Source organism: Micromonospora sp. A200, assembly GCF_029893845.1.
Lineage (GTDB): Bacteria > Actinomycetota > Actinomycetes > Mycobacteriales > Micromonosporaceae > Micromonospora > Micromonospora purpureochromogenes.
Map to the genome: position 1 here is coordinate 1 of NZ_JARXXY010000056.1, position 25,847 is coordinate 25,847.

General features: G+C 74.9%; 19 protein-coding genes. 7 read left to right on the forward strand and 12 right to left on the reverse strand.

Going from position 1 to position 25,847, the window contains the following annotated elements; translation table 11 throughout:
• Positions 1 to 166: 166 nt before the first annotated feature.
• Both mptB (M2302_RS31080) and mptB (M2302_RS31085) read right to left on the reverse strand, forming a co-directional pair.
• Positions 167 to 1,654, reverse strand: coding sequence for a polyprenol phosphomannose-dependent alpha 1,6 mannosyltransferase MptB (mptB, locus tag M2302_RS31080; RefSeq protein ID WP_280841368.1), 1,488 nt, complete (start codon positions 1,652 to 1,654; stop codon positions 167 to 169).
• An 8-nt stretch (positions 1,655 to 1,662) separates the two neighbouring features.
• Entirely contained in the window at positions 1,663 to 3,063 is a 1,401-nt protein-coding gene (gene mptB / locus M2302_RS31085; RefSeq protein WP_280841383.1) for a polyprenol phosphomannose-dependent alpha 1,6 mannosyltransferase MptB, read from the reverse strand.
• Between the two features lie 44 nt (positions 3,064 to 3,107).
• On the opposite strand from mptB (M2302_RS31085), the gene M2302_RS31090 reads away from it, so the two are divergent.
• Complete coding sequence (locus M2302_RS31090; protein WP_280841369.1) at positions 3,108 to 4,679, forward strand: hypothetical protein; 1,572 nt, start codon at positions 3,108 to 3,110, stop codon at positions 4,677 to 4,679.
• 176 nt (positions 4,680 to 4,855) lie between these two features.
• On the opposite strand, the gene M2302_RS31095 is transcribed toward M2302_RS31090, so the two are convergent.
• Positions 4,856 to 5,464: an XRE family transcriptional regulator gene (locus M2302_RS31095; RefSeq protein ID WP_280841384.1), complete on the reverse strand. Its 609-nt coding sequence runs from the start codon at positions 5,462 to 5,464 to the stop codon at positions 4,856 to 4,858.
• A 101-nt stretch (positions 5,465 to 5,565) separates the two neighbouring features.
• On the opposite strand from M2302_RS31095, the gene M2302_RS31100 reads away from it, so the two are divergent.
• Positions 5,566 to 7,212, forward strand: coding sequence for an FAD-dependent oxidoreductase (locus M2302_RS31100; RefSeq protein ID WP_280841370.1), 1,647 nt, complete (start codon positions 5,566 to 5,568; stop codon positions 7,210 to 7,212).
• Positions 7,213 to 7,218: 6 nt separating this feature from the next.
• Here the strand turns inward: M2302_RS31100 and M2302_RS31105 are convergent, their stop codons facing one another.
• Together M2302_RS31105 and M2302_RS31110 are read right to left on the reverse strand one after the other, a co-directional pair.
• Complete coding sequence (locus M2302_RS31105) at positions 7,219 to 10,230, reverse strand: bifunctional [glutamine synthetase] adenylyltransferase/[glutamine synthetase]-adenylyl-L-tyrosine phosphorylase (RefSeq protein ID WP_280841371.1); 3,012 nt, start codon at positions 10,228 to 10,230, stop codon at positions 7,219 to 7,221.
• 1 nt (position 10,231) lies between these two features.
• A complete protein-coding gene (locus M2302_RS31110; RefSeq protein ID WP_280841372.1) occupies positions 10,232 to 10,999 on the reverse strand; it encodes a type 1 glutamine amidotransferase in 768 nt (255 codons plus the stop codon).
• Between the two features lie 78 nt (positions 11,000 to 11,077).
• Here M2302_RS31110 and M2302_RS31115 point away from each other — a divergent pair, with 78 nt between their 5' ends.
• Positions 11,078 to 12,007: an LD-carboxypeptidase gene (locus M2302_RS31115; protein ID WP_280841373.1), complete on the forward strand. Its 930-nt coding sequence runs from the start codon at positions 11,078 to 11,080 to the stop codon at positions 12,005 to 12,007.
• Between the two features lie 219 nt (positions 12,008 to 12,226).
• Complete coding sequence (locus tag M2302_RS31120) at positions 12,227 to 12,685, forward strand: hypothetical protein (RefSeq protein WP_280841374.1); 459 nt, start codon at positions 12,227 to 12,229, stop codon at positions 12,683 to 12,685.
• A 353-nt stretch (positions 12,686 to 13,038) separates the two neighbouring features.
• On the opposite strand, the gene M2302_RS31125 is transcribed toward M2302_RS31120, so the two are convergent.
• The 5 genes from M2302_RS31125 to glnA form a co-directional block, all read right to left on the reverse strand.
• Complete coding sequence (locus M2302_RS31125) at positions 13,039 to 13,416, reverse strand: VOC family protein (RefSeq protein WP_280841375.1); 378 nt, start codon at positions 13,414 to 13,416, stop codon at positions 13,039 to 13,041.
• Between the two features lie 97 nt (positions 13,417 to 13,513).
• Positions 13,514 to 16,873 carry an AAA family ATPase gene (locus M2302_RS31130; protein WP_280841376.1) on the reverse strand — a complete coding sequence of 1,120 codons (3,360 nt, stop codon included), beginning with the start codon at positions 16,871 to 16,873 and terminating at the stop codon, positions 13,514 to 13,516.
• A gap of 67 nt (positions 16,874 to 16,940) precedes the next feature.
• Positions 16,941 to 17,633 (reverse strand): WYL domain-containing protein, encoded by a 693-nt coding sequence (locus M2302_RS31135; protein ID WP_280841377.1) that lies wholly within the window; start codon positions 17,631 to 17,633, stop codon positions 16,941 to 16,943.
• Positions 17,634 to 17,668: 35 nt separating this feature from the next.
• Positions 17,669 to 18,094 (reverse strand): DUF350 domain-containing protein, encoded by a 426-nt coding sequence (locus tag M2302_RS31140; protein WP_210777916.1) that lies wholly within the window; start codon positions 18,092 to 18,094, stop codon positions 17,669 to 17,671.
• 80 nt (positions 18,095 to 18,174) lie between these two features.
• A complete protein-coding gene (gene glnA / locus M2302_RS31145) occupies positions 18,175 to 19,524 on the reverse strand; it encodes a type I glutamate--ammonia ligase (protein ID WP_154944022.1) in 1,350 nt (449 codons plus the stop codon).
• A 215-nt stretch (positions 19,525 to 19,739) separates the two neighbouring features.
• Between glnA and M2302_RS31150 the strand changes: the two genes are divergently transcribed.
• Together M2302_RS31150 and panB are read left to right on the forward strand one after the other, a co-directional pair.
• On the forward strand, positions 19,740 to 21,500 hold the full coding sequence (locus M2302_RS31150) for an NAD+ synthase (RefSeq protein ID WP_280841378.1): 1,761 nt from the start codon (positions 19,740 to 19,742) through the stop codon (positions 21,498 to 21,500).
• Between the two features lie 164 nt (positions 21,501 to 21,664).
• Entirely contained in the window at positions 21,665 to 22,510 is an 846-nt protein-coding gene (gene panB, locus M2302_RS31155; RefSeq protein ID WP_280841379.1) for a 3-methyl-2-oxobutanoate hydroxymethyltransferase, read from the forward strand.
• Between the two features lie 371 nt (positions 22,511 to 22,881).
• Here panB and npdG read toward each other — a convergent pair whose 3' ends face one another.
• Both npdG and M2302_RS31165 read right to left on the reverse strand, forming a co-directional pair.
• The gene (gene npdG / locus M2302_RS31160) at positions 22,882 to 23,580 is read right to left on the reverse strand and encodes an NADPH-dependent F420 reductase (protein ID WP_280841380.1); all 699 of its coding nucleotides are present in this window, start codon (positions 23,578 to 23,580) and stop codon (positions 22,882 to 22,884) included.
• Positions 23,581 to 23,783: 203 nt separating this feature from the next.
• A complete protein-coding gene (locus M2302_RS31165; RefSeq protein WP_280841381.1) occupies positions 23,784 to 25,217 on the reverse strand; it encodes an RNB domain-containing ribonuclease in 1,434 nt (477 codons plus the stop codon).
• A 73-nt stretch (positions 25,218 to 25,290) separates the two neighbouring features.
• Here M2302_RS31165 and M2302_RS31170 point away from each other — a divergent pair.
• Positions 25,291 to 25,847: hypothetical protein (locus M2302_RS31170; RefSeq protein WP_280841382.1), on the forward strand; the 557-nt coding region annotated here is incomplete at its 3' end.

The window sequence follows — 25,847 nt, forward strand, 5'->3', positions numbered from 1 at the left end:
TGTTATGAGTCGCCGGGCCAGCCCGCTCCCGCCCGCCGGGCGCGCCCGCCCCCCCCCCCCCCCCCCGGCCCGTTCCGTCGTACCGCCCGTTGATCGACCCCGTTTGCGGCGTGTCGGGGGGTCGGACGACGCGGACACCGCGACACGCCGCAAACGGGGTGCAGGGTCAGGGTCGGGCGGCGGGCGGGGTGGGGCGGCCTCGGCGCCACGCGCGCCAGGCCCGTGCCGTGAGCGCCACCACCAGCACGGTCATGGCGATCGCGCCGGGTGCCTTGGTGTACCGGGCCAGGGACGTGCCGTCCGGCAGGGCCAGGAAGGTGGCCACCGCGGCGGGCAGCACGAACCACCCGGTCCGGGTCGCCGAGACGGCGAGCAGCAGCAGCGGCCAGGTCGCGTACCAGGGGTGGAAGACCGGGGCCAGCACCACCGTGGCGGCCAGCGCGACGCCGGCGGCGTGCAGGGTCACCCGGGGACGGGCGGCCGCCAGCCGGCGTACCCGCTGCCGGACGTCGTTGAGGGCGCGCAGCGCCGTCCAGGCCCGCCACCAGAGCACCACCAGCAGCACCGCGAGCAGCACCAACGCCACCGCCCGGGTGACCGGCACCGCCCCCGGCTCCCGCCCGGCCCACTCGCCGAGGTAGTCCACGACGACGCCCACGGCGGTGGGCGGGGAGGTCCACTGCTCGCTGTCGCCGCTGCGAGCCAGCCCACCGATCCAGCGCAGCCCCAGCCCGGACAGCGCCGACGTGGCGGCCAGCGCGGCCAGCACGCCGCCGGCCAGCCAGCCCCCGTCCCGCAGCAGCGCGCGCGGGGTGTACCGGCCGAGCACCGCCGCGAGGGCCGCGAACGGCAGCACCACCACGGCGGTGGCCTTCACGGTCACCGCCAGGCCGAGCAGCACCCCGGCGGCCAGCAGCGCCTTCGGCTTGCCGGGCAGCCGGACCAGCACCAGCAGGCCGAGCAGGAGCAGCCCGAGCATCACCGCGTCGTTGTGCGCCCCGGCCACCAGGTGCACCCCGACCAGCGGGCAGGCCAGCGCCAGCCAGGCCGCCCGGGCGATGGGTACCCCGGCGGCCCGGGCCAGCCCGGGCAGGCAGAGCGCGGCCAGCAGCACCCCGGCCAGCGCGACCAGCCGCAGCAGCACGACGGTGCCGAGCAGGCCGCCGCCGAGGGTCGCGGCCAGCGCGGCGAGCAGCACGAAGAACGGGCCGTACGGCGCGGGAGTGTCCCGCCAGATCGGCGCGACCGACTCGACCCAGGGGCAGCCGGCCGCCGCCACCCCCATCTCGTACGGGTCGTGGCCGGCGGCGTACGCCCAGCCCTGGCAGGCGTACGAGTAGACGTCCCGGCTGCCCAGCGGCGGCGCGGCCAGCAGCGGGACCAGCCACAGCCCGGCGGTCAGGTACGCCCACCGGGTCGACGGGGCACCTCGGCGCAGCGACCACCAGGCCCCGACCAGCAGCGCCGTGCCGAGCAGCCAGCAGCCCAGCGCCCAGCGGGCGTGTCCGGCGCGCCAGGGGCCGGCGGGCGGGATGTCGGGCAGCGCCCCGCCCAGCCACCCGGCGACGGTGAGCAGCACCGCGCCAAGCAGGCCGGCGTACCGGGCGAGCCGGGCCCGGCCGGCGGGCGCTGGCCCGGCGTCGGTCACCGGCAAGCCTCTCCTCAGTCTGCGGGGGCCGGCCGGCGGGCCGCCCGAGCCGACCGTACCAACCGGACGGCCACCACGATCACCAACAGCGTCATCAGCGGCGCACCGGGCATCTTGGTGAACCGGGCCAGACCGGTGCCGTCGGCCAGCACCAGGAACGACGACACCAGCGCGACCAGCGAGAACCATCCGGTACGCCGCGCGGTGGCGGCCAGCACGGTCAGCGGCCAGATCCAGTACCAGGGGTGGAAGAGCGGGGACAGGGCCACCGTGGCGGCCAGTGCCAGCCCGGCATGCCAGAGCGGGTCCCGGGTACGGGCCCGCCACCACAGCCACACCAGCAGCACGGCGAGCACCAGCACGCCGATCGCCCTGGTCACCGGCAGCGCGTCGACGTGCGCGCCGAAGAGCGCCGCGACGTACCCGACGGTCTGCCCGACCGCGGTGGACGGCGAGGTCCAGGCGATCACCAGGCTCCCCTGCTCCAGCCCGCTGATCCAGCCGAAGCCCAGGCCCGACGCGAGGGTCGCCGCGACCGTCGCGGCGAGCGCCCCGCCGACCACCGGGCCGCCGTCGGAGATCAGTGTCCGGATCCGGTACGGCCCGGCCATCGCGGCCAGCGCGGCGAACGGCACCACCACCAACGCGGTGATCTTCACGGCGGCGGCGAGCCCGAGCAGCACTCCCCCGGCCAGCAGCGCCCAGCGGCGACCGGGCCGGGACGCCACCACCGCCAGCCCGGCGACCATCATGCCGACCATCAGCGCGTCGTTGTGCGCGCCGGAGATCAGGTGCACGCCGACCAGCGGGGACGCCAGCGCCAGCCAGAGCGCCCGCGGCACCGGAACCCCGCAGCGGCGGGCCAGCACCGGCAGGCACCAGGCGGTCAGCGCCACCCCGGCCAGCGCCAGCAGCCGGAACAGCGCCGCGGCGGCGGTGAGCGAGCCGGTGGCCTTGACGATCGCGCCGGAGATCATGACGAACAGCGGCCCGTACGGCGCGGGGGTGTCCCGCCAGATGTACGAGATGGTGTCCAACCACGGGCAGGGCAGCGCGGACACGCCCTGCTCGTACGGACTGATCCCGGCCGCGTAGCTCGCGCCCTGGCAGGCGTACGCGTAGACGTCCCGGCTGCCCAGCGGCGGCGCGACCAGCAGCGGGACCAGCCAGAGCCCGGCGGTGACCAGCGCCCAGCGGGCGGACGGCACCCGGTCGCGCAGCGACCACCAGGCCCACGCCATCAGCGCGGTGCCGGCCAGCCAGAGGCCGATGACCAGCGGCCCGTGCCGGCCCTGCCAGATGCTGACCGGGGTGGGGCGCAGCGGGGAGTCCGGCAGCGCGCCACCGAGGTACGCGGCGACGGCGAGCAGCGTCGAGCCGGCCAGGCCGATCCAGCGCGAGAGGTGGTGAGGCACGTCCGACATGCTGCCAGTACGGTGGTCGCGGACCGGAGGTGGGCATGCGGCGCAGCAGGGTGGTGGGGCTCTCCGCCGGCTGCGCCGCCGTGGCCGGCGCGGTGTGGCTGGCCCTGCCGCCGATGGGTTCGGACCTCTCCGCCCAGGTCGCCCGGGCCGATTTCTTCGCCGCGCACGGCACCGCCCTGGTCGACCTGCGCTGGTACGCCGGCATCCACCCGCTCGGCTACAGCCTGGTCACGCCGCCGCTGATGGCCACCCTCGGGGTGCCCGTCACCGGCGTCCTCGCCCTGGTCGCGGCGGCCACCGCGTTCGCGGCGCTGCTGGTGCGCACGCCGGTGCCCCGGCCCCTGCTCGGCAGCCTGGTCGGGGTGCTCACCATCACCGGCAACCTGGTCTCCGGCCGGGTCACCTACGCCCTCGGCGTGGCGTTCGGGCTGGCCGCGCTGCTCGCGCTGACCCTGCCGGCGCACGGCCCGCCGGGCCGCCGCTGGGTGCGCCCCGTCCTGGTCGCGGCCGGCGCGCTGCTGGCCTCGGCGACCAGCCCCGTCGCCGGCCTCTTCGTCGGCCTGGCCGGCGCGGCGCTGCTGCTCACCCGCCGGTACGCCGACGGCCTGCTGCTCGGCGTCGCCGCCGCGCTGCCGCTGGGGGTGACCGGTCTGCTCTTCGGCGAGGGCGGCTGGATGAACATCAGCCGCACCGACACGCTGCGGGCGGTGCTGACCAGTCTCGTGGTGGCGGCGCTGGTGGCGTACCGGCCGGTGCGGGTGGGGGCGCTGCTGTCGGCGGCGGGGGTGCTGGCGGCGGCGCTGGTGCACACCCCGGTCGGGTTGAACGCCACCCGGCTGGCGGTGATGTTCGCGCTGCCGGTGCTGGCCGCCGCCGCCCGGCCGCCCCGCTGGCGGGTGGCGCGGTGGGGCCGGGCGACGGGCGGCGTGGCGCTCGCCGTGCTGCTGGCGGCGGTCTGCGCGTGGCAGCCGCCGGTGGTCGCCGCCGACCTGCGCAGCGTCGACGACCCGACCGCCGCCCGGTCGTTCTTCGCGCCGTTGCGGGCCGAGCTGGCCCGGCGCGGGCTCACCGGCCGGGTGGAGGTCCCGCCGACCCGCAACTACTGGGAGGCGGCCCGGCTCGGCGAGGTGCCGCTGGCCCGGGGCTGGCTGCGGCAGGCGGACATCGCCCGCAACCCGCTCTTCTTCATCAGGGTGCCGGGGGCCGCCGGCACCGGCGTGCCGCTGACCGCCGAGAGCTACCGGGCCTGGCTCGACGAGTTCGCCGTGCAGTACGTGGCGGTGCCCGACGCGCCGCTGTCCTGGGTCGGCCGGGCCGAGGCCGAGCTGGTCACCGCCGGCCTGCCGTACCTGACGCAGGTCTGGTCGGACGGGCGGTGGCGGCTCTACGCGGTGGCCGACCCGACGCCGGTCGTGGGCGCGCCCGGCGAGTTCGTCGGGCAGGACGGGGCGTCGCTGACCTTCCGCACGTCCGCCGCCGGCACGGTCCCGGTCCGGGTGTGGCACACCCGCTGGCTGACCGCCTCCGGCGGCGCCACCGTCGCCGCTGACGGGGACTGGACGACGGTCACCGTGCCGCGCGCCGGCACCTACACCCTGAGCGGGTGACGTGTCGCCGGCCGGCGGACACTGCCGGGTGTCCCCTGCACGCCCTTTCGAGCTGATGTCGTAGACGAATCACCGGCGCTGGCACCGGACAGACAGGGCGGAAAGCCGGCTGACTCGTCTGCGTCATCAGCTCTACAGGACGCCAACACCGGCCCGGCCGGGACGGGTCAGGGCGGTCAGCCGGGGTCGCGGCGTACCGGGGAGGGGCGGGCGCGGACGTGCAGCCGCTCCCCCTGCGGACCGAAGAGGCTGAGGATCTCCAGCGGGCGGTCGTACGGGTTGCCGAACCAGTGCGGCGTACGGGTGTCGAACTCGGCGACCTCCCCCGCCTCCAGGGTCAGCTCGTGGCTGCCGAGCAGCAGCCGGCACCGCCCGGAGAGCACGTAGAGCCACTCGTACCCCTCGTGCACCTGCTGCTCGGGCTCCCCCGGCCGGCCGCCGGGCGGGTAGATCATCTTGTAGGCCTGCACCCCGCCGGGGCGGCGGGTCAGCGGCACGATGGTGACCCCGTTGCGGTCCACCGACCGGAGCCGGACCCGGGGGTCCCCGGTCTCCGGCGCGCCGACCAGGTCGTCGAGCGGCACCCGGTGGAACCGGGCCAGCGGGAGCAGCAGCTCCAGGGTGGGCCGGCGGCCACCGGACTCCAGCCGGGACAGGGTGCTCACCGAGATGCCGGTGGCGGCGGAGAGCTGGGCCAGCGTCACGGCGCGCTGCTGGCGCAGGGCCCGCAGGCGCGGCCCGACCGCCGTCAGCACCTCGTCCGGGTCCGCAGTCTCGTCCGCCATCCGTTCGTTTGCCATCTCAGCAACGATACTTGTCGTAGCGGGAAGTGGGGCGGACGATCCGGGGCGTGGGCGGGACGCACCCGCCCGGAGGGGGAACGAGGATGCACGAGCACCGGATCTACGACGTGGTGGTGGTCGGCGGCGGCGCGGCGGGGCTCAGCGGTGCGCTCACCCTGGGCCGGTCCCGCCGGTCGGTGCTGGTGATCGACGGCGGGGCGCCGCGCAACGCCCCCGCCCGAGGAGTGCACAACTACCTCACCAGCGAGGGCGTCGCCCCCGCCGAGCTGTACGCGACGGGCCGGGCCGAGGTCGCCCGGTACGGCGTCGAGGTCGTCGACGGCACGGTCACCAAGGCGCACCGGGTCGAGGGGCAGGACCGGGCCCGGTTCGAGGTGGAGCTGGCCCACGGCGAGCTGGTGCGGGCGCGGCGGCTGCTGGTGACCACGGGGTTGGTCGACGAGCTGCCCGCGATCCCGGGGCTGGCCGAACGCTGGGGCCGGGACGTGCTGCACTGCCCGTACTGCCACGGCTGGGAGGTGCGGGACCAGGCGGTGGGCGTGCTGGCCACCGGGCCGATGACCACCCACCACGCGCTGCTGTTCCGCCAGCTCACCGACGACGTGGTGGTGTTCACGCACACCGGCCCGCCGCTGGCCCCGGAGCAGGCCGAGCAGCTCGCCGCCCGGGGCGTACGGGTGATCGAGGGCGAGGTGACGGGGCTGGAGGTGACCGAGGACCGGCTCACCGGCGTACGGCTGCGCTCCGGGGAACTCGTCGCCCGGCAGGCGCTGGTGGTCGGACCCCGGTTCGCCGCGCGGGCCGACCTGCTGGCCGGGCTCGGCCTGACGACCAGCGAGTTCGTCGTCGGCGGGCACGTCTTCGGCGACCACGTGGCCGCCGACGCCAGCGGGGCGACCGCGGTGCCGGGGGTCTGGGTGGCCGGCAACGTGACCGACCCGCAGGCCACCGTGATCGCCGCCGCGGCGGCGGGAGTGAAGGCCGGCGCGGCGCTCAACGCCGACCTGATCGCCGAGGAGACCGACCGGGCGGTCACCGCGCTGCGCGCCGGCGCGGACCCCGAGGCCGGGACCGGCGCGGACGCGGTCGCCGGGACCGGCGCGGACGCGGTGGACGCCGAGACGGCGCGGCACTGGGACGAGCTCTACCAGCGGCGGGAGCGGATCTGGAGCGGGCGGGCCAACCCGCACCTGGTCGACGTCGTCGACCCGCTGCCGGCGGGCACCGCGCTGGACCTCGGCTGCGGCGAGGGCGCCGACGCGATCTGGCTGGCCGGTCGCGGCTGGCGGGTGACCGCGGTGGACGTCTCCACCACCGCCCTGGACCGGGCGGCGACCGAGGCGGCCACGGCCGGGGTGGCGGCCCGGATCGACTTCCAGCGGCACGACCTGACCCGCACCTTCCCGGAGGGGGTGTTCGACCTGGTCTCCGCGCAGTTCCTCCAGTCGCCGCTGGAGTTCCCCCGGGCCGAGGTGCTCCGGGCGGCGGCGCGGGCGGTGGCGCCCGGCGGCCGGCTGCTGATCGTCGAGCACGGCGAGGTCCCGCCGTGGTCCCGACTGACCCACCCGCACGTGCGCTTCCCCACCCCGGAGGAGACGCTGGCCGAACTGGACCTGGACCCGGACGGGTGGCGGACCGAGCGGTTGGACGCGCCCCGGCGCGCGGTCACCGACCCGGACGGGCAGCCGGCCACCCTGGTCGACCACCTGGTGCTGGTCCGCCGCCGCTGACGGCGCTCAGGCCTCCAGCACCCGTTCCATGGCGGCCCGGGAGCGCCGGGCGGTGCGCAGGTACTCGTCGAGGAACTCGCCGGGGTCGTCGCGGCCGAGCAGCCGGACGACCCCGGCCAGCTCCACGCCGTGCCGGGGCAGCTGGTCGCCGGCACGGCCCCGGACCAGCATGAGCGCGTTGCGGACCTGCGCGGCGAGCGTCCAGCCGGCGGCCATCCCGGCGGCGTCCGCCGGGTCGACCAGGCCGGCGTCGCGGGCCGCCGCCAGCGCGTCGAGGGTCCGGGTGCCGCGCAGTCGCTGGTACGCCCCGGCGTGCCGGAGCTGGAGCAGCTGCACCGCCCACTCGACGTCGGCCAGGCCACCCCGCCCCAGCTTGGTGTGGGTGGCCGGGTCGGCGCCCCGGGGCAGCCGCTCGTGCTCCACCCGGGCCTTGATCCGGCGGATCTCCACCACCTGCTCGCGGCTCAGCCCGTCGGCCGGCCAGCGGACCGGGTCGATCAGCGCCTCGAACTCGGCGCCCAGGTCGGCGTCGCCGCAGACGAACCGGGCGCGCAGCAGCGCCTGCGCCTCCCACACCTTCGACCAGCGGGCGTAGTACTGCGCGTACGCGGCGAGGCTGCGCACCAGCGGGCCCTGCCGGCCCTCGGGGCGCAGGTCGGCGTCGACGCCGAGCGGCGGGTCGGGAGCGGGCACGCCGAGCAGTCGGCGCAGCTCCTCGGCGATGCCGTGGGCGGCCGCGCTGGCCGCCTGCTCGTCCGAGCCGGGCGGCGGATCGTAGACGAAGAGCACGTCGGCGTCGGAGAGGTAGTTCGACTCGTACCCGCCGAGCCGGCCCATGCCGATCACGGCGAACCGCAGTCCGGGAGGCCCCGGCTTGGCGGCCCGCGCGGTGCGCAGCGCCGCGGTGAGCGTGGCGTCGGTGACGTCGGAGAGCGCGGTGCCGACCCCGGTGACGTCCGCCAGGGGCGCGGCCGGCGAGCCCCGCTCCGGGCGCGGGGCGAGCCCGCCGGCCCGGCTCAGCAGGTCGGCGCAGGCGATCCGGACCAGCTCCCGCCGGCGCAGCGCGCGGACCGCCCGGATCGCCTGCTCCGGGTCGGCGTACCGGCCCGCGGCGGCGGCGAAGCCCTCGCAGAGCACCTCCCGGGTACGCGGGGCCAGCTCGCTCTCCTCCGCCAGCAGGCGCAGCGCCTCGGGCTCCCGGGCCAGCAGGTCGGCGGCGTACCGGGAGGAGGAGAGCACCCGGGCCAGCCGGCGGGCCACCGGGCCGGAGTCGCGCAGCAGCCGCAGGTACCAGGGGGTGCTGCCGAGCTTGTCCGAGACCTGCCGGTAGTTGAGCAGGCCGCGGTCCGGCTCGGGGGCGTCGGCGAACTCGCTGAGCAGCACCGGCAGCAGCGTGCGCTGGATGGCGGCGGTGCGGCTGACCCCGCCGGTGAGGGCCTGGAGGTGACGCAGCGCCCCGGCGGGGTCGGCGAAGCCGAGGATCTCCAGCCGGTGCCGGGCCGCCTCCGGGGTGAGCCGCAGCCCGTCGGCGGGTACCCGGGCCACCGACTCCAGCAGCGGCCGGTAGAGCAGCTTGGCGTGCAGTCGGCGTACCTCGGTGGCGTGGGCGACCCACTCGGCGCGGAAGCTCTCCACGGCGCTGCGGCCCGGCGTGGCGGTGCAGCCGAGCGCGGCGGCGAGCCAGCGCAGCGCGGCCGGATCGGTCGGCACGGTGTGGGTGCGGCGCAGGCCCTGGAGCTGGAGCCGGTGCTCGACGGCGCGCAGGAAGCGGTACCCGCGCAGCAGCGCCTCGCCGTCAGCGCGGCCGACGTAGCCGCCGGTGACGAGCGCGCGCAGCGCCGGGATGGTGCCGGGCACCCGCAACGACTCGTCGCCGCGGCCGTGCACCAGTTGCAGCAGCTGGACGGCGAACTCGATGTCGCGCAGCCCGCCCGGCCCGCGCTTGATCTCGCGTTCCAGCTCCTTCGGCGGGACGCTGTCGATGATCCTGCGGCGCATGGACCGGACGTCGGAGACCGCCTCGGGCCGCTCGGCGGCGGTCCAGACCAGCGGGGCGAGCGCCTCGATCCACTCCCGCGCCAGGGCCAGGTCGCCGGCGGCCGGCCGGGCCTTGAGCAGGGCCTGGAACTCCCAGGTCCGGGCCCAGCGCTGGTAGTAGGCCAGATGGCTGGCGAGGGTACGCACCAGCGGCCCCCGGTTGCCCTCGGGGCGCAGCGCGGCGTCGACCGGCCAGGCGACCAGCCCGCAGACGCCGATCAGCCGGGCGGCGACCGTGGTGGCGACGGTCAGGTCCGCGTCGTCGGCAGCCACGAAGATCACGTCGACGTCGGAGACGTAGTTCAGCTCGTCGCCGCCGCACTTGCCCATCGCCACCACTGCGAGCCGGGGCCGGGGCGTGCCCGCGGGCAGCTCGTCGACGGCGATCTCGTACGCCGCCGCCAGGGTCGCGTCGGCCAGCGCCGAGAGCGCGGCCATCGTCTGCTCCAGGCCGCGCCCACCGGTGAGGTCGGCCGCCGCGATCCGCAGCAGCGCCAACCGGTACGCCTGCCGCAGCACCGCCACCGGCGCGGTGGCGGTGGTCAGCCGCCCGGCGGCGGCGAGGTCCAGCCGGCCGTCGGCGGTGGGGGCGAGCCCGTCCGGGGCGGTGGCCAGCACCGCCCACTGCTCCGGGTTGGCGACCAGGTGGTCGCCGAGCGCCGACGAGGCGCCGAGCACGGCGACCAGCCGGCGGCGCAGCCCCGGGTCGGCGTGCACCGCGTCGAGCAGCACGGGCGGCTCGACGGCTCGGCGCTCCGCCTCGACCAGCCGGTGCAGCTGGCGCAGGGCCAGGTCCGGGTCGGCGGCCCGGCCGAGCGCGGCCAGCAGCTCGGCGGCCGGCTCGTCGACCGGCTCCTGCTCCTCGACCCGCCACAGCCCGAGACCGTCCGGGCCGAGCAGGTCGGCCGCGCGGGAGCCGCCGTCGGACTGCGCGGTGCCGAAGCCGTACCGGGCGAGCCGCCCCCTGGTCGGTCTGGTCATCTCACTGCCCGAGCAGCGGCAGGCTTCGCCGGGTGGGGTCCTCGCCCAGCTCGCCGAGGGCCAGCGCGGCGAAGCGGATCGCGAACGGCTGCCAGACCTCCTCCACGTCGGCCATCACCCGGTCGCAGGCGGCTACCACCAGCTCCGGGTCGTAGCCCAGCTCGGCCGGCACGTCGGAGTCGCGGGCCCAGTCGGCGATCATCGCGGTGTCGCACTCGATGTGGAACTGCAGCCCCCACGCCCGGTCCCCGAGGCGGAACGCCTGGTTCGGGTAGCGGGTCGAGGCGGCCAGCAGGGTGGCGCCCCGGGGCAGCTCGGTGATCTCGTCGGTGTGCCACTGGAGCACGTCCGGGATCAGCGGCACGTACCGGAACAGCGGGTCGGCGTCAGCGGCGTCCCGCTTGCCGACCACGCCGGGGCCGATCTCCGGCCCGGACGGGCTCCGCTCGACCAGGCCGGCGTGCGCGGTGGCGAGCAGTTGCCCGCCGAGGCAGACGCCGAGGGTCGGCACCCGGTACCGGACCGCCTTGCGCAGCAGCCCCTCCAGCGCCGGGAACCAGGGCGCGCCGGGGCTGCCGTCGGGCAGCGGGTACGCCTGCTGCTCACCGCCGAGCACCACCAGCGCGACGTACCCCTCCAGGTCGGCGGGGAGCGCGTCGCCGGCGTGCGGGCGGAGCACCCGCAGGTCGAGGCCCCCCTCGGTCAGCCACTCCCCCAGCCGGCGGAGGTCGTCGGTCGGGTCATTCTCGATCACCAGCGCGGTCGCCACGGTGTCGAGGCTATCGGGTGCGCCGGCGCCGACCCGGAACGGCTCGGCCGCTCCCGGCGCCGACTAGGCTCGGCCGCTGTGATCACCGACGACTGCCTGCGCCCGCCGGTCCTGCGCCCCGGTGACACGGTGATGCTCGTGTCGCCGTCCGGCCCGACCCGGCCCGAACGGGTGGCCCGGGGCGTCGAGCTGCTGACCGGTTGGGGGCTGCGTCCGGTGCTGGCGCCGAACGCGTACGCCCGGCGGGGCTACCTGGCCGGCGACGACGCCCTGCGCGCCGCCGACCTGAACGCCGCCTTCGCCGACCCCGGGGTGCGCGGGGTCATCTGCACCCGGGGCGGCTACGGCGCGCAGCGGGTGGTCGACCTGCTCGACATGGCCGCCGTACGGCGCGACCCGAAGGTGGTCGCCGGCTTCTCGGACATCACCGCATTGCAGTTCGCGCTCTGGCGGGGCGCCCGGCTGGCCAGCGTGCACGGCCCCGGCGCGGCCTGGCTGGACGAGCGGACCCCGCTGCGCTCGGCGGAGTCGCTGCACACCGCGCTGATGACCACCGAGCCGGTGACCGTCGCCGCCACCCCGGACGAGGAGACCTTCGCCGTCCGGGTGCCCGGCCGGGCGGTCGGTCCGCTGCTCGGCGGCAACCTCTGCCTGATCACCGCCTCCATCGGCACCCCGGACATGCCCGACCTGACCGGCGCGGTGCTGCTGATCGAGGAGGTGCAGGAGCCGCCGTACAAGGTCGACCGGATGCTGACCCACCTGCGCCGGGCGGGCGTGCTGGACGGCGTGGCCGGGGTGGCGGTCGGCCAGTTCACCGAGTGCGCCGACGGCTGGGACACCACGGTCACCGACGTGCTCACCGAGTGCCTGGGCGATCTCGGCGTCCCGGTCCTCGGCGGCCTCCCGGTCGGCCACGGCGTCAACCAGCTCACCGTCCCGGTCGGCACCCCCGCCACCCTCGACGCCGACGCCGGCACCCTCACCGTCTCCCCCGCCGTCCGCTGACCCACCCCGCCCTCCGCCCCACCCCGGCGCGGCGCGCCCCGGCGCGGTGATCAAGAAGTTTGCGTCCGGGAAAGCGCCTTCCGCTGACGCGAACTTCTTGATCGCCTCAAGCGGGGGTCAGATTTTCAGCTGGGTGACAGGGTCGGCACGGGTTCGGCCCAGGTTTGGTGGTCACTGTCGGTGAGGTCATCGCACCAACCACCGATCACTGGAGGACTGATGTCCCGCACGATGTCGAAGAAGCACCTGCTGGCCGGGCTCGCCGCCGCCGGAGTGCTCGGCGTGGGGATCGCCGCCCCGACGGTGGCCTTCGCCGAGGACGCCACCCCGTCGCCCAGCGCCAGCAGCAGCGCCGACCAGGGCACCGACCGGCAGCAGCAGAAGGCCGACCGCCAGGGCGAGTTCGCCGAGGCGCTGGCCAAGGAGCTCGGCGTGCCCACCGAAAAGGTGACCGCCGCGCTGGAGAAGCTGCGCGAGCAGCGCAAGGCCGACCGCCCGGAGCGCCCCTCCGCCGAGGACCGGCAGGCGGCGCTCAAGGACCGGCTGGCCCAGGCGGTCGAGGACGGCAAGCTCACCCAGGAGCAGGCCGACGCCATCACCAAGGCCGCCGAGGCCGGCGTCTTCCCGGGCCCGGGCGGCCGTGGCCACCACGGCGGCATGGGTACGCCCGGCAGGTGACCCGGTGGCCCCGCCGTTCCCCTCCCCCGGCCGTCGGTCCTTTCCCGGCCGGCCCACCCCCGGCGGCGGGGCCACCCCGTACCCGATCCGACCGCGCCCGGCCCGCTCGCCGCTGTTCCCCAGCCATCGGCGGGGTGCGCTCCGGCGGCTGGCTCACCATCGGGCCCGCACCCTGGTCCCCGCCGAACGGTGGTCGGCGATTGATCAACTCCATTCCGGCGATGTGGCGGCTTCTCTGCGAGCCACAGACCGCCATGTCGGCGAAGCGGAGTCGATCACGCCCGGCGCGACCCGCCTTCGGGCCGGTCCCGCCCCGGCAGCGTCGCCGGGGCGGGACCTACCAGGCGGTCGGCTCAGGCCCCGGCGGGCGGCGCGAAGACGCCGAAGTGATTGCCGGCCGGGTCGAGCAGGTGGGCGAAGGTCAGGCCGTTGTCGTTCGACTTCAGCGGGACCAGCACCTTGCCGCCGGCCGCCTCGGCCCGCCGGCAGGTGTCGGCCACGTCGGCCACCTGCACGTAGAACACCGCGTAGTTCGGGCCGACCCCGCCGGTGGCCCGGATCGCGCCCTGGATCGACCCCTCCGGCCCCGGCTCCACCACCCGGTACGACGTCTCCGGGCTGCCCTGTTCGGTGAACGCCCAGCCGAACACGTCGGTGTAGAACTTCCCGGTCTCCTCGGGCCGGTCGGTGCCGACCTCGAACCAGCTGACCGCGTTGGTGATCGTGGACATGTGTGTCGCCTCCCGTCGCAGGCCCGGCCGGTCGGCCGGGCTCGTCAGGAGTCAGCCTCGGTGTCGTCCGCGACACCGTCCTGTCGGTGTTTCCGGATCAGCCAGCCGGACCGGCACCGAGCAGCGCGAGCGTGCCGGACGACGACCGGACCGGAACGGGATCCAGCACCAGCGGTTGGATCCGGCGGATCAGGTCGGGGCGGCGCTCCGCCAACAGCAGGGCCAGCCGGGCCGCCTCGTCCGGGGTGATGTGGTACCGGGCAACCCCGAGTTCCGAGAGCCGCACCAGGGCATCCACCGCTACCTCCTCGGTGCGCGGCCCCCACGAGCCCTGGTCGGCGTGGACCGCCTTCTTCACCAGGCGGCCAACCTCCCGGGTCACCGGATCGTCCGCTTCGATCAACGCCAGGCAGCAGCGCAGGTAGGCGAAACCGATCTGCTCGCCACGGACCAACAGGAAATCGAGTTTCCCCAGCAACTCCGCGGCGAGAGCCCGGGACACGGTGCCGTCGGTGGCGAGTCGGTCGAACAGCAGTACCGCCAGGTCGACGAGGTACGGGCCGGCCGTGCTGCGCATCTCGACGAGCAGCGACGCGACCGTCCGGTAGTGCCAGGCCCGGTCGGCCGGCTCGACCTGCCGCGACCTCAGCAGCATCGCCAGCAGCACCCGGGCCATCGACTGCCGCTGCGGACCGGGCGCGAACACCACCGTGTTGAGCGCCGGCGGAAGCACCTCGACGAGCGGTTCCAGCGCATGCTGGGCGACGTCGTTGGTGACACCGCACTCGAAGTTCGCCATCCGGCGCACAATCTCCGGGTCCGGGTCCGACTGCACCTGGAACCAGGCCCGGTCCGACGACGGCGTCGCCTGGTACGTCCACGCCAGCTCGGCAGTCGGCGGCCGCCAGGACTCGTCGGCGAGTCGCAACCGGATCTCCCGGTGCGCCGCGTCACCGAGCCGGTCCAGCGCGACCGCGTTCACCAGGCTGCGGTACTCCCCCTCGGCGAGCTGGGAGCGCCAGAGCAGGGCCTGCCGGGTCCACGGCGAACGCACGTCCTCGGCCGCCGGGTAGAGCTGCCCGCCCGACAGCTCACCCGCCGCGCAGAGCCCGAGCACGAAGAGGTTCGCGCTGTAGACGGCCTGCCGCTCGGGAACCGACAGCGCACGGGGCAGGTACGAGGTGAGATGTCGGGCCGGACGGGCGTCGTGGACGGTTCGGAAGAGACGCAGCAGCACCTCGATGATGTCGCTCCTGCGGTCCGGGCCGCAGGTCTGGAGCGCTTCGGCGAGGAAGCCGACGATCGGCGCCCGCCCGGTCAGCGTGGCGAAGGACAGCAGCCCGTGCAGCGGGTCGTCGTCGACCGACGCGCCGCGCAGCATGCTGGTGGCGGCCTCCCGCGCCGCCAACTCACCGAGCACCAGCGCGGTGGTCCGGGCGACCAGGAACTCGCCGAAGGTGGCGTGCAGGAACTCGTACGTCTCCGCCCGCCGGTCACCTCGGACGGCCTGGGCGCGGTGCACGAAGAAGAACCGCCCGAGCACGATCTCCGCGGCCCGCAGCGGCGCCCGCAGGTTCCCATCGGTCCGGATGCCCGGCGACTCACCCGCCAGGAACGGCAGTGCGGCAAGATCGGCTTCCAGTTCCTCCTCGGTGACCCACTGGACGCCCCGGTTGAACATCGCGAACGCCACCACCGCCAGCCGGCGCAGCTCGCGCTCGGTCGCGCGGGACGTTTCTCGCTCGGACAGTCCCGGTTGGTGCTTGAGCACCTCCCGACGGGCGAAACTGCGCAGCAGACGCTCGTACAGTTCGCCCCGGCGCAGCGTCCCGGCCGAGTGAAGGTCGTTTCCGTCGGCGTCGTAGAGGGCCAGCATCAGCAGCAGTAGCGGCTGTTCGGCCAGCTCGCGGTGGGCGAGCACAGCGGCCGGGTCGAGCGGCGGCACGCCGAGCGTCGGGAACCGGTCGGCGTTGACCGCGTTCCAGGTGGCCACCCAACGGGCGACGCGCGACGGATCGAACGGTTCCAGTCGGAGGGCGATCGTGTCGGACGGCGGCTTCGCCCGGTCCGCGACGCTCGTCCGGGTGGTGACCAACACCGCCACCGGCCGCCCCTGGTCGGCTTCCCGCCGCTGGAACGCGGCCACCTTGAGCAGGTAGTCCGTCTGCGTCACGCCACTGGCCTGAAGCAACTCGTCGAAGCCGTCGAGCAGTATCACCGGCAGCGCGTCCCCGGCGGAGCGGGCCAGCGCCGGCCAGTCCAGCCGCTCCCCGGTGGCATCCCGGATGGCCTGCTCGATCTGGTCCTGGAGGTCAGCTTCGAGCCGTACCTCGCGCAGCACCACCCGGACGACCAGGAAGTCGGTGGCCGGAAGCTGAGCGGCGAGCACCCTGGTGAGCACGGACTTGCCGGACCCGGGCTGGCCCAGCACCAGAAGCGGTGCCCTGGTCGCCCTGGTCGAGGTGAGGTATCCGGTCAGCAAATCGACCAGGTCGTCCCGAACCGGCTGCTCCGCCCACCAGGATTCGTCGCTGGGCCGGGCCCGCTCACCCATCGCGGCCAGCCGACACAGCGGCGGGACGTACGCCTCGCCGAGCGCCGGCACCCGCAGCCCGTCCGGCACCTCCCCGGAGGTGATGATCGGCCGGTCGAGCTGCGCCCGATAAGCGCCGGCCAGCGCGTCCCGCCGATCGGTCGGGACCCGCCCCGTGGACATCGCCGCCAACGCTTCGCGCAGCTCGACGAGGCCGACCGCGAGTGCGCGCACCTCACCCCGGGTGGCCTCATGCTCGTGCAGCCCTGACCAGTAGGCGACCTCGGCGAAGTCCACCGCCAACGCGGTCAGCAGGTCCCGGTGACGGTCGACCGCCACAGCCGGCACCCGTCCCAGTGCCTCGTGAAAGGCACGCTCCCCGTGCGGGGTCATCCGGTTCCGCAGGGCCAGGCCGTCGACGAACACGTCGACGTGTCCGGCCATCGTCGTGAAGTACTGCAAGAGGGCCTGCCGCAGCGCCGGGTAGGGCAGCTCCGGCCCGGGCAGGGGAGCGGGGATCTCGAACAGGGTGCGGACGACCGCGCGGGCCTCCACCGGTCCCGTCCCGGCCAACGACAACTGCTCCGGCCTGCGGAGCTCCAGATCGGCGAAGTCAAACGGCAGGTCGGCCTCGCTCAGCGCCTCGAAGAACGCGGTCACCGCGATCACCGCGTGGGCGGCCTCCAGCCGCTGCGTCCGCCCGTAACGGGACAGCCCGGACCGCTTCTCCGCCACGCTCCGCATCAGCTCATGACCGAGCCGGACCAGCTCGCTCTTTGCGTCGAAGATGCTGAGCAGCGCAGGCAACGGCACCGCGGCGGCCAGCAGCGCTCCGCCGGTCAGCTTGTCGAACCAGTCGACGAACCTGCTCTTCTCCCCGCCGAGCAGACGTACCGCGTCGGCGTAGCTGAGCGTGTCGGGCACGCTGTCCTCCCCCGGGAACGGCAGACCTGCCAGCATCCCGCGTCCAGCCGACCGGCGCTGTCGGGTTTCAGACCAGGCTCAGCGCGCGCACCCGCTCGTGCGGGATGTCCAGGTCGTCGAGGCGCAACTCGCGGGTGACCACCTCGGGCAGCGCCTGCACCCCGAGGATCCGGTCGGTGCGGAAGCAGCGCAGCCCGTCGCGCAGCCGGCACCAGGCGAGCAGGTACCAGTGTCGGGGGTTGCCGAGGTAGCCCAGCGGTTCGACCTCGCGCGCCGACGCCGCCCCGGCGCGGTCGGCGTACCGCAGGCGCAGCACGCGCCGCGCGGAGACCGCGTCGGCGACGACGGCCGGGACGGGCGTGGCCGGCCCCTCGCCGATCAGGTGCACCCGGCCGGCGAGCCGGTGCGCCTCGGCCGCGTCGGCGGCCGGCATGACCGCCAGCAGCTTGCGCAGGGCGGTGGCGCCCGCCCCGGCGAACGGCGTGCCGCCGAGCCGGTGCAGCGCGACGGCCATCGCCACCGCCTCGGCGGCGGTCAGGTTGACCGGTGGCAGGGTGTGCGCCCGGTCGACCACGTAGCCGCCGGTGCGGCCGGGCTCGGCCCAGATCGGCACGCCGGAGCCCTGCAGCGCGCTGATGTCCCGCTCGATGGTGCGGGTGCTCACCTCGAAGCGCCCGGCCAGCCAGCGGGCGCTGCGCGGCCGGGGCGACACCGCCCGCAGCTCCTCCACCAGGGCGTAGAGGCGGTCGGTCCGGTTCACCCCCGCAACCTAGGCCGGGGGTACGACAGCGGCGCTCAGGCGATGCAGGCGCAGACGATCAGCGCGGCCCCGAAGTGGGTGGCGGCGCTGACCCGGGCCGCGGGGTGCGGCTCGTCGGAGCAGATGATCTCGCCCAGCTTGCCCGGGGTGAGCAGGTCGAGCACGAAGAAGGCCAGCGCCATGATGGCCAGCCCGATCAGCCCGAAGATCACCGTGGAGGCGAGCCCCTTGGCGAAGTCGCTGTAACTGGTCAGGATCGCGGTGAAAACGATCCCGGCGATGCCGAGCTGGTTGGCGGCGAGCAGCAGCGCGGCATTGCCGTTGCGCCGCACCCAGATCAGCTCGCGCAGCCTTCCCGGAGTCAGCACGTCGACCAGCAGGAAGCCGGCCGCCATCAGGGCCACCCCGACGACCCCGAACACCACGCTCTGCCACGCCCCGCTGAGCAGATCCTCCAGCACCGACTGCCTCCCGGCCTCCTACGCCCGGCGAGGGTGCCGGCGCGGTGATCGAGACGATAGCGGCACCGCGCCACCGCGATCTAGAGCGAGAGGTATCGCTGCCGCTCGTACGGGGTGACCTCGCGGCGGTACTGCTCCCACTCGGCGCGCTTGTTGCGCAGGAAGAAGTCGAAGACGTGCTCGCCGAGCACCTCGGCGATCAGCTCCGAGCCGGCCATCACGTCGATCGCCTCGGCGAGGTTCTCCGGCAGCGCCTCGTACCCCATCGCCCGCCGCTCGGCGCTGGTCAGCGACCACACGTCGTCCTCGGCGCCCGGCGGCAGCTCGTAGCCCTCCTCGATGCCCTTGAGGCCGGCGCCGAGCAGCACCGCGAAGGCGAGGTACGGGTTCGTCGCCGAGTCCAGCGAGCGGACCTCCACCCGGGCCGAGTTCGGCTTGCCGTACGCGGGCACCCGGACCAGCGCCGACCGGTTCAGGTGGCCCCAGCAGACGTACGCCGGGCTCTCGGTGATCCGGTCCGGCAGTGCCAGCGGGAAGAGCCGCTTGTACGAGTTGACCCACTGGTTGGTGACCGCGGTGTACTCGCGGGCGTGCATCAGCAGGCCGGCGATGAACGACTTGGCCACCTTGGAGAGCTTCATCGGGTCGCCGGCGTCGTGGAACGCGTTGCGCTCCCCCTCGAACAGCGACAGGTGGGTGTGCATGCCGCTGCCCGGCTGGTCGGTGAAGGGCTTCGGCATGAAGGTGGCCTGCACGCCGGTGGAGAGCGCCACCTCCTTGACCACGTGCCGGAAGGTCATGATGTTGTCGGCGGTGGTCAGCGCGTCGGCGTAGCGCAGGTCGATCTCCTGCTGGCCGGGGGCCACCTCGTGGTGGCTGAACTCCACCGAGATGCCGATCCGTTCCAGGGCCAGCACGGCCTGGCGGCGGAAGTCCCGCGCGACGGCGTGCGTGGTGTGCTCGAAGTAGCCGCCGGTGTCGACCGGGGTCGGCAGGGAGCCGTCCTGGGGGCCGTTCTCCAGCAGGAAGAACTCGATCTCCGGGTGGGTGTAGAAGGTGAAGCCCTTCTCGGCGGCCTTGGACAGCATCCGGCGCAGCACGTGCCGCGGGTCCGCCCAGGAGGGGCCGCCGTCGGGGAGCAGGATGTCGCAGAACATCCGGGCGCTCTCGCCGCTGACCCCGCCCTCGAACGGGAAGACCTGGAAGGTGGTCGGGTCCGGCATGGCGACCATGTCGGACTCGAAGACCCGGGCGAAGCCCTCGATCGCGGAGCCGTCGAACCCGATGCCCTCCTCGAAGGCGGCTTCCAGCTCGGCGGGGGCGACCGACACGCTCTTGAGCGTGCCGAGCACGTCGGTGAACCACAGCCGGACGAACCGGATGTCCCGCTCTTCCAGCGTACGGAGGACGAACTCCTGCTGACGGTCCACTTCCCCAACCCCTCGCGACACTCTTTGTCCGCCTTCGACCGGGCTGCGCCCGACCTGACCGCCCAGTCTCCCCGGGCCTCATTACGCCGACGTTACGCGAAGCACCGCCGCCCGTCCCGTCGTGTCCCGCCCGCCGGTGGCCACCCCGGGAAGGGTGGCCGCCGTCTCGTCCCGGCCACCGCGTCGGTAAGCCGACGCTGGGGCAAGATGAGGGCATGCCCACCCTGCGTCTCGCGCTGTCACAGGTCAACCCGACCGTCGGCGACCTCGCCGGCAACGCCGAACTGGTCCGCACCTGGAGCCGCCGCGCCGCCGACGCCGGCGCCCAGCTCGTCGCCTTCCCGGAGATGATGCTGACCGGCTACCCGGTCGAGGACCTGGTCTTCCGCCGCTCCTTCGTGGCGGCGTCGAAGGCCGCGCTGGAGCAGCTCGCGGCCGACCTGGCCGCCGACGGCCTCGGCGACCTGCCGGTCGTGGTCGGCTACCTCGACGCGGACGGCCCGCCGCAGGTCAGCGGGGACGCCCAGCCGGGCCGGGGCGCCCGCAACGCCGCCGCGCTGCTGCACTCGGGCCGGGTGGTGGCCACGTATTTCAAGCACCACCTGCCCAACTACGGCGTCTTCGACGAGGACCGCTACTTCCTTCCCGGCGATGCCCTCACCGTCGTGCGGATCGGCGGGGTGGACGTGGCGCTGACCATCTGCGAGGACCTCTGGCAGGCCGGCGGCCCGTTCGCGGTGGCCCGGCAGGCCGGCGTGGGGCTCGTGGTCAACATCAACGGCTCGCCGTACGAGCTGAACAAGGACGACATCCGGCTGCCGCTGGTCCGCCGCCGGGCCGCCGAGGCCGGCGCGACCATCGCGTACGTCAACATGATCGGCGGCCAGGACGAACTGGTCTTCGAGGGCGACTCGATGATCGTGGGGGCCGACGGCACCCTGCTCACCCGCGCCCCGCAGTTCGTCGAGCACCTGCTGGTGCACGACGTCGAGCTGCCCGAGGCGGGCGAGCCCGGCGCGGACGAGGAGGAGTTGGCCGACGGGATGCGGGTGCTCCGCCGTACCGTCGGATCCATCCCGCCGGCCCCGACGGGCCCGGCGGCCGCCGGCGGGGTGATGGAACCGGTCGCCGACGAGGCCGAGGTGTGGCAGGCGCTGGTGCTCGGCCTGCGCGACTACGTCGACAAGAACCGCTTCCCGTCGGTGGTGCTGGGCCTGTCCGGCGGCATCGACTCGGCGGTGGTGGCCGCGCTCGCCGTCGACGCGCTCGGGCCGCAGCGGGTGGTCGGGGTGTCGCTGCCCAGCCAGCACTCCTCGGAGCACTCCCGGGCCGACGCCGAGGACCTGGGCAAGCGGACCGGCCTGGACTACCGGGTCGAGCCGATCCAGCCGATGGTGGACACCTTCCTGGCCAACATGTCGCTGTCCGGGGTGACGGTGGAGAACCTCCAGGCACGGGTCCGGGGCGTGATCCTGATGGCGCTGTCGAACCAGGAGGGCCACCTGGTCCTCACCACCGGCAACAAGAGCGAGCTGGCGGTCGGCTACTCGACCCTGTACGGCGACTCGGTCGGCGGCTTCAACCCGGTCAAGGACGTCTGGAAGACGCTCATCTGGCGGCTGGCGAAGTGGCGCAACGCCGACGCGGCCAGCCGGGGCGAGACCCCGCCGATCCCGGAGAGCTCGATCGGCAAGCCGCCGTCGGCCGAGCTGAGCCCGGGCCAGCTGGACAGCGACACCCTGCCCGACTACGACGCGCTCGACCCGATCCTGATCGGCTACGTCGACGGCGACCTGGGCCGGAAGGGGCTGCTGGAGTCCGGTCACGACCCGGCCGTGGTGGACCGGGTGCTCCGGATGGTGGACACCGCCGAGTACAAGCGCCGGCAGTCCGCCCCGGGCACGAAGATCTCCATCAAGGCGTTCGGCCGGGACCGCCGGCTGCCGATCACCAACCGCTGGCGCGAGCAGGGCTGAGCGGAACTGTTCGGCGGTGCGGCGGCGACCAGTCCCCGGTCCCGCCGCGCCGGTTGCGCCGAGTGAAATCCTGCACTGTGCCCTGCCGTGAGGCGGTCGTCCGGTGCGACGATCGCGGCGGAACCCGGGGACCGCGACGGCGGCCTCGAGGAAAGGAGACAGTCATGGTGGAGTCCACCCCGACCGAGGTGACCGCCCTCTACGGCGGCCCGGCCACCCGGCGGGTACGCACCCGCGACCTGATCGCCGCCAAGGAGCGCGGCGACCGCTGGGCGATGCTCACCTCGTACGACCAGTACACCGCCTCGATCTTCGACGCCGCCGGCATCCCCGTGCTGCTGGTCGGCGACTCGGCGGCGAACAACGTGTTCGGCTACGAGACCACCCTGCCGGTCACCGCCGAGGAGCTGCTGCCGCTGGTCCGGGCCGTGGTCCGGGCGACCCGCCACTCGCTGATCGTCGGTGACCTGCCCTTCGGCTCGTACGAGGAGGGCCCGACCCAGGCGCTGCGCACGGCGGTGCGGTTCATGAAGGAGGGCGGCTGCCACGCGGTGAAGCTGGAGGGCGGCCGGCGCTGCGCCGACCAGATCGCCGCGATCGTCGGCGCCGGCATCCCGGTGATGGCGCACATCGGCTTCACCCCGCAGAGCGAGCACACCCTGGGCGGCTACCGGGTCCAGGGGCGGGGCGACGCCGCCGACGAGGTGCTCGCCGACGCCAGGGCAGTGGCCGAGGCGGGGGCGTTCGCGGTGGTGCTGGAGATGGTGCCGGGCGAGGTGGCCAAGCGGATCACCGCGGAGCTGCCGATCCCGACGGTGGGCATCGGCGCCGGCCCGGACACCGACGCCCAGGTGCTGGTCTGGCAGGACATGGCCGGCCTGCGTACCGGCCGGGCGCCGCGCTTCGTCAAGCGCTACGCGGACCTGGCCGGGACGCTGTCGGAGGCGACCCGGCGCTTCGCCGACGAGGTACGCGGCGGCGAGTTCCCCGCCACCGAGCACACCTTCTAGGACGACGGGGCGGTGGGGGTCGTCGGCACGACCCCCACCGCCCCCGCTCGACCGGTCCACAGTCACCCGGATGCGGGTCCGATCCGGTCGTGCCGTTCCGGGGCATGACACCACCGCGAGCGTGATACCTCAGAGGCATCAATATGACTCTGAGGTATCACGCTCGTTCGGTGAAGGCCTGGCCGGAAAGACACGCGCGTGGCGGCGCGGGGCAGCGGTGCGGCGTCCTGCGCCCATCAAGCGAGGGACCCGGGGTGTTGCGGTGCTGGGGTTGGCACGCGGGGTGGCGGGGTGGCGCGGCGCCGGGGTTGGCACGCGGGGACGGCCCCCGGCCGTGACCGGGTGCCGGACCGTAGGCGACGGCGCCCGGGTCAGAGGTCGGTGACGCGGATGCCGGCGTGCGCCTTGTAGCGCTTGTTGATGGCGATCAGGTTGGCGGTGAACGCCTCGATCTGGTGGGCGTTGCGCAGCCGGCCGGCGTAGATGCCCCGCATGCCGGGGATCCGGGCGGCCAGCGCGCCGACGATGTCGACCAGTTCCCGGTCCTCGGTGCAGATCAGCACGTCGAGGTCGATCCGCTCGATCTCCGGGTCGGCCAGCAGCGGCGCGCTGACGTGGTTGAACGCCGCGCAGACCCGGGAGTCCGGTAGCAGGGCGGCGGCCTGCTGCACCGCGCTGCCCTCGGGGACCGGGAGGGCGTACGGCCCCTGCTTGTCGAAGCCGAGCGGGTTGACGCAGTCGACCACGATCTTGCCGGCGAGCGGCTCGGCGAGCGCGGCGACGATGGCGGCGTGCCCGTCCCACGGCACCGCGATGATCACCACGTCGCTGCGGCGGGCCACCTCGTCGTTGTCGGCCCCGGTGACGTCCACTCCGGCCGGTACGCCGGGCAGCGCCGCGATCTCGGCGGCGGCCGCCGCGGCCCGCTCGGCGGAACGGGAACCGATCAGCACGGTCTGCCCGGCCCGGGCGAGCCGGTAGGCGAGGCCCCGCCCCTGGTCGCCGGTGCCACCGATGATGCCGACGGTCAGCCCGGAGACGTCGGGCAGCGTGGTCGCGTCGTAAGCCATGCGGTCATCCTCGCAAACCGCCCCCGCCCCCAGCACCGCCCGCCGCTGTGACAATCCCCGCTACCCACCCCACCGCCCGCTCGCCCCGCCCGCCATTCGATGCCGCCACTTTCAGAGAAAGCGTGGCTGTTCGGCGCGCCAAGGCCACTCTTTCTCTGAAAGTGCGGGGGTCTCGGGGCGGGGGGCGAGGGCGGGGCGGCGGGTCAGGCGCGTTCGAAGACGACCTTGCGGGCCACCGGGTCGGCGGTTACCAGGCGGACCCGGATCCGCTCGCCGAGCGGCAGCTCGCCGGTGCAGCGGGCGCGCACCGGCGGGGCGTCCAGCGCCACCGTGCCGCCGGGCGGGCGGCCGGGCTTCGACTGGCCGTTCGGCGGGGCGTCCACGTCCAGCACCGCGGCCTCGAAGAGCTCCCCCACCCGGTGCTCCAGCAGCACCGCCTCGGCCAGCTCGATGGCGCCCCGGGTGGCCGCGCCCGCCGTCCGGTCGGTCGCCGCCATCACCTCGGGCAGCTTCGGCAGCGCCGCGCGGGCCCAGTCCGGCACCGGCCGCTCCTCGTGCAGCGCCAGGCAGACCTCCGTCGCGTACCGGTCGGCCAGCCGGCGCAGCGGGGCCGTGACATGGGCGTACGCGGCCGCGACCCCGCCGTGCTCCGGCTGCTCGGGCAGCTCGCCGTCGAACGCCGTGTACGCGGCGCCCCGCATCAGCTCCGCCGCCTGGTCGACGAAGGCGGCGGCCCGGGGCTGCGAGGGGTCCAGCCCGGCGAGCACCTCGCCCACGCCGACGCCGTCGGGCCACGGCACGCCCAGCGGGGCGGCGGCGGCGCGCAGTCGGGCCACCGCCTCGGGCTTCGGCGGCGGCATGGTGCGCAGCAGCCCGATCCGGCCGGCCAGCATGATGTCGGCCGCGGCCATTCCGGTCAGCAGGGAGATCTGCGCGTTGTGGTCCTCCATCGGGACCGGGCCGCGCAGCACCAGCCGCCAGCCGTCACCGTCCGGTTCGACGTCCTGCTCGGGCAGGGGCAGGTTGACCGCGCCCCGGCGCAGGCCCCGGGCGGTGAGCAGGGCCCCGATCTCGGGCAGCAGGGCGACCGGTTCGGGCAGCCGCCCGGCGTCGGCGGCGGCCTGCACCCCCTCGTAGTCGAGCTTGGCCCGGCTGCGGACCCGGGCGCGTTCCAGCGCGACGCCGGTGGTCGCGCCGTCGGCGTCGAGGTCGATGGTCCAGACCACCGCCGCCCGGTCGACGTCGGGCAGCAGGCTGGCCGCGCCCTCGCTGAGGGTGTGCGGGTGCAGCGGCACGTTGCCGTCGGGCAGGTAGACGGTCTGCCCGCGGCGCCAGGTCTCCTCCTCCAGCGCGCCGCCGGGGCGTACATGGGCGGCGACGTCGGCGATGGCGTACCGCACGCGGTAGCCGCCACCGGGCCGCCGGGCGAGGTGCATCGCCTGGTCTAGGTCGCGCGACGCCGCCGGGTCGATCGTGACGAACGGGACGTCGGTACGGTCGACCCCGGTGGCCGGCGGTGCGGCGGCGGCCTGGTCCGCCTCGCGCTGCGCCGCGTCCGGGAAGCCCTCGGGCAGTCCCAGTTCGCGGCGCAGCGCGCCGAAGTCGATACGGGGCGCCAGTACGCGTCGGATGACCACGGGGTCAATCCTGGCAGTCCGGCGCGTGATCCGCCCTCCGGCGATGCGACGGCGGTCGCCGTACGGTCAGCCGGTGGCCTTGCGGGCGCGGGACCGGGCACTGGTGGGCGCGGTGGCCCGGGCGGCGGCCGGGCGGGCCGGTGCCTTGCGGGCGGTCACCTTCTTGGCGGCCGTGGCCCTCGTCGCCGGCGCCTTCTTCGCGGTCGCCTTGCGGGTGGTGGTCGCCGAGGTGGCGGTCGTCTTCCGCGCCGGCGCCTTCTTGGCCGTGGTCTTCGTCGCCGGCGCCGTCCTGGCGGTGGTCTTCTTCGCCGGTGCCTTCTTCGCCGCCGTGGTCTTCTTGGTTGCGGCGCCGGTGGTCTTCTTCGCCGCGCCGGTGGTCTTCTTCACCGCGGCGGTCGCCTTCTTACCCGTGGAGGTGACCTTGCGGGCGGCGGTCGAGGCCTTCGCGGCCGTGGTCTTCTTCGCGGCTGTGGTGGTCTTCTTCGCCGCGGGCGCGGTCTTCCTCGCGGCGGCGGTGGTGGTCTTCTTCGCCGCAGGCGCGGTCTTCCTCGCGGCGGCGGTGGTGGTCTTCTTCGCCGCAGGCGCGGTCTTCCTCGCGGCGGCGGTGGTGGTCTTCTTCGCCGCAGGCGC

Coding starts and splice junctions, on each gene's coding strand:
- M2302_RS31120 (WP_280841374.1), top strand. CDS start 12,227: ATGTCCCGCACGATGTCGAAGAAGCACCTGCTGGCCGGGCTCGCCGCC.
- npdG (WP_280841380.1), bottom strand. CDS start 23,580: ATGGCTTACGACGCGACCACGCTGCCCGACGTCTCCGGGCTGACCGTC.
- M2302_RS31100 (WP_280841370.1), top strand. CDS start 5,566: ATGCACGAGCACCGGATCTACGACGTGGTGGTGGTCGGCGGCGGCGCG.
- M2302_RS31090 (WP_280841369.1), top strand. CDS start 3,108: ATGCGGCGCAGCAGGGTGGTGGGGCTCTCCGCCGGCTGCGCCGCCGTG.
- M2302_RS31125 (WP_280841375.1), bottom strand. CDS start 13,416: ATGTCCACGATCACCAACGCGGTCAGCTGGTTCGAGGTCGGCACCGAC.
- M2302_RS31095 (WP_280841384.1), bottom strand. CDS start 5,464: ATGGCGGACGAGACTGCGGACCCGGACGAGGTGCTGACGGCGGTCGGG.
- M2302_RS31150 (WP_280841378.1), top strand. CDS start 19,740: ATGCCCACCCTGCGTCTCGCGCTGTCACAGGTCAACCCGACCGTCGGC.
- M2302_RS31105 (WP_280841371.1), bottom strand. CDS start 10,230: ATGACCAGACCGACCAGGGGGCGGCTCGCCCGGTACGGCTTCGGCACC.
- panB (WP_280841379.1), top strand. CDS start 21,665: ATGGTGGAGTCCACCCCGACCGAGGTGACCGCCCTCTACGGCGGCCCG.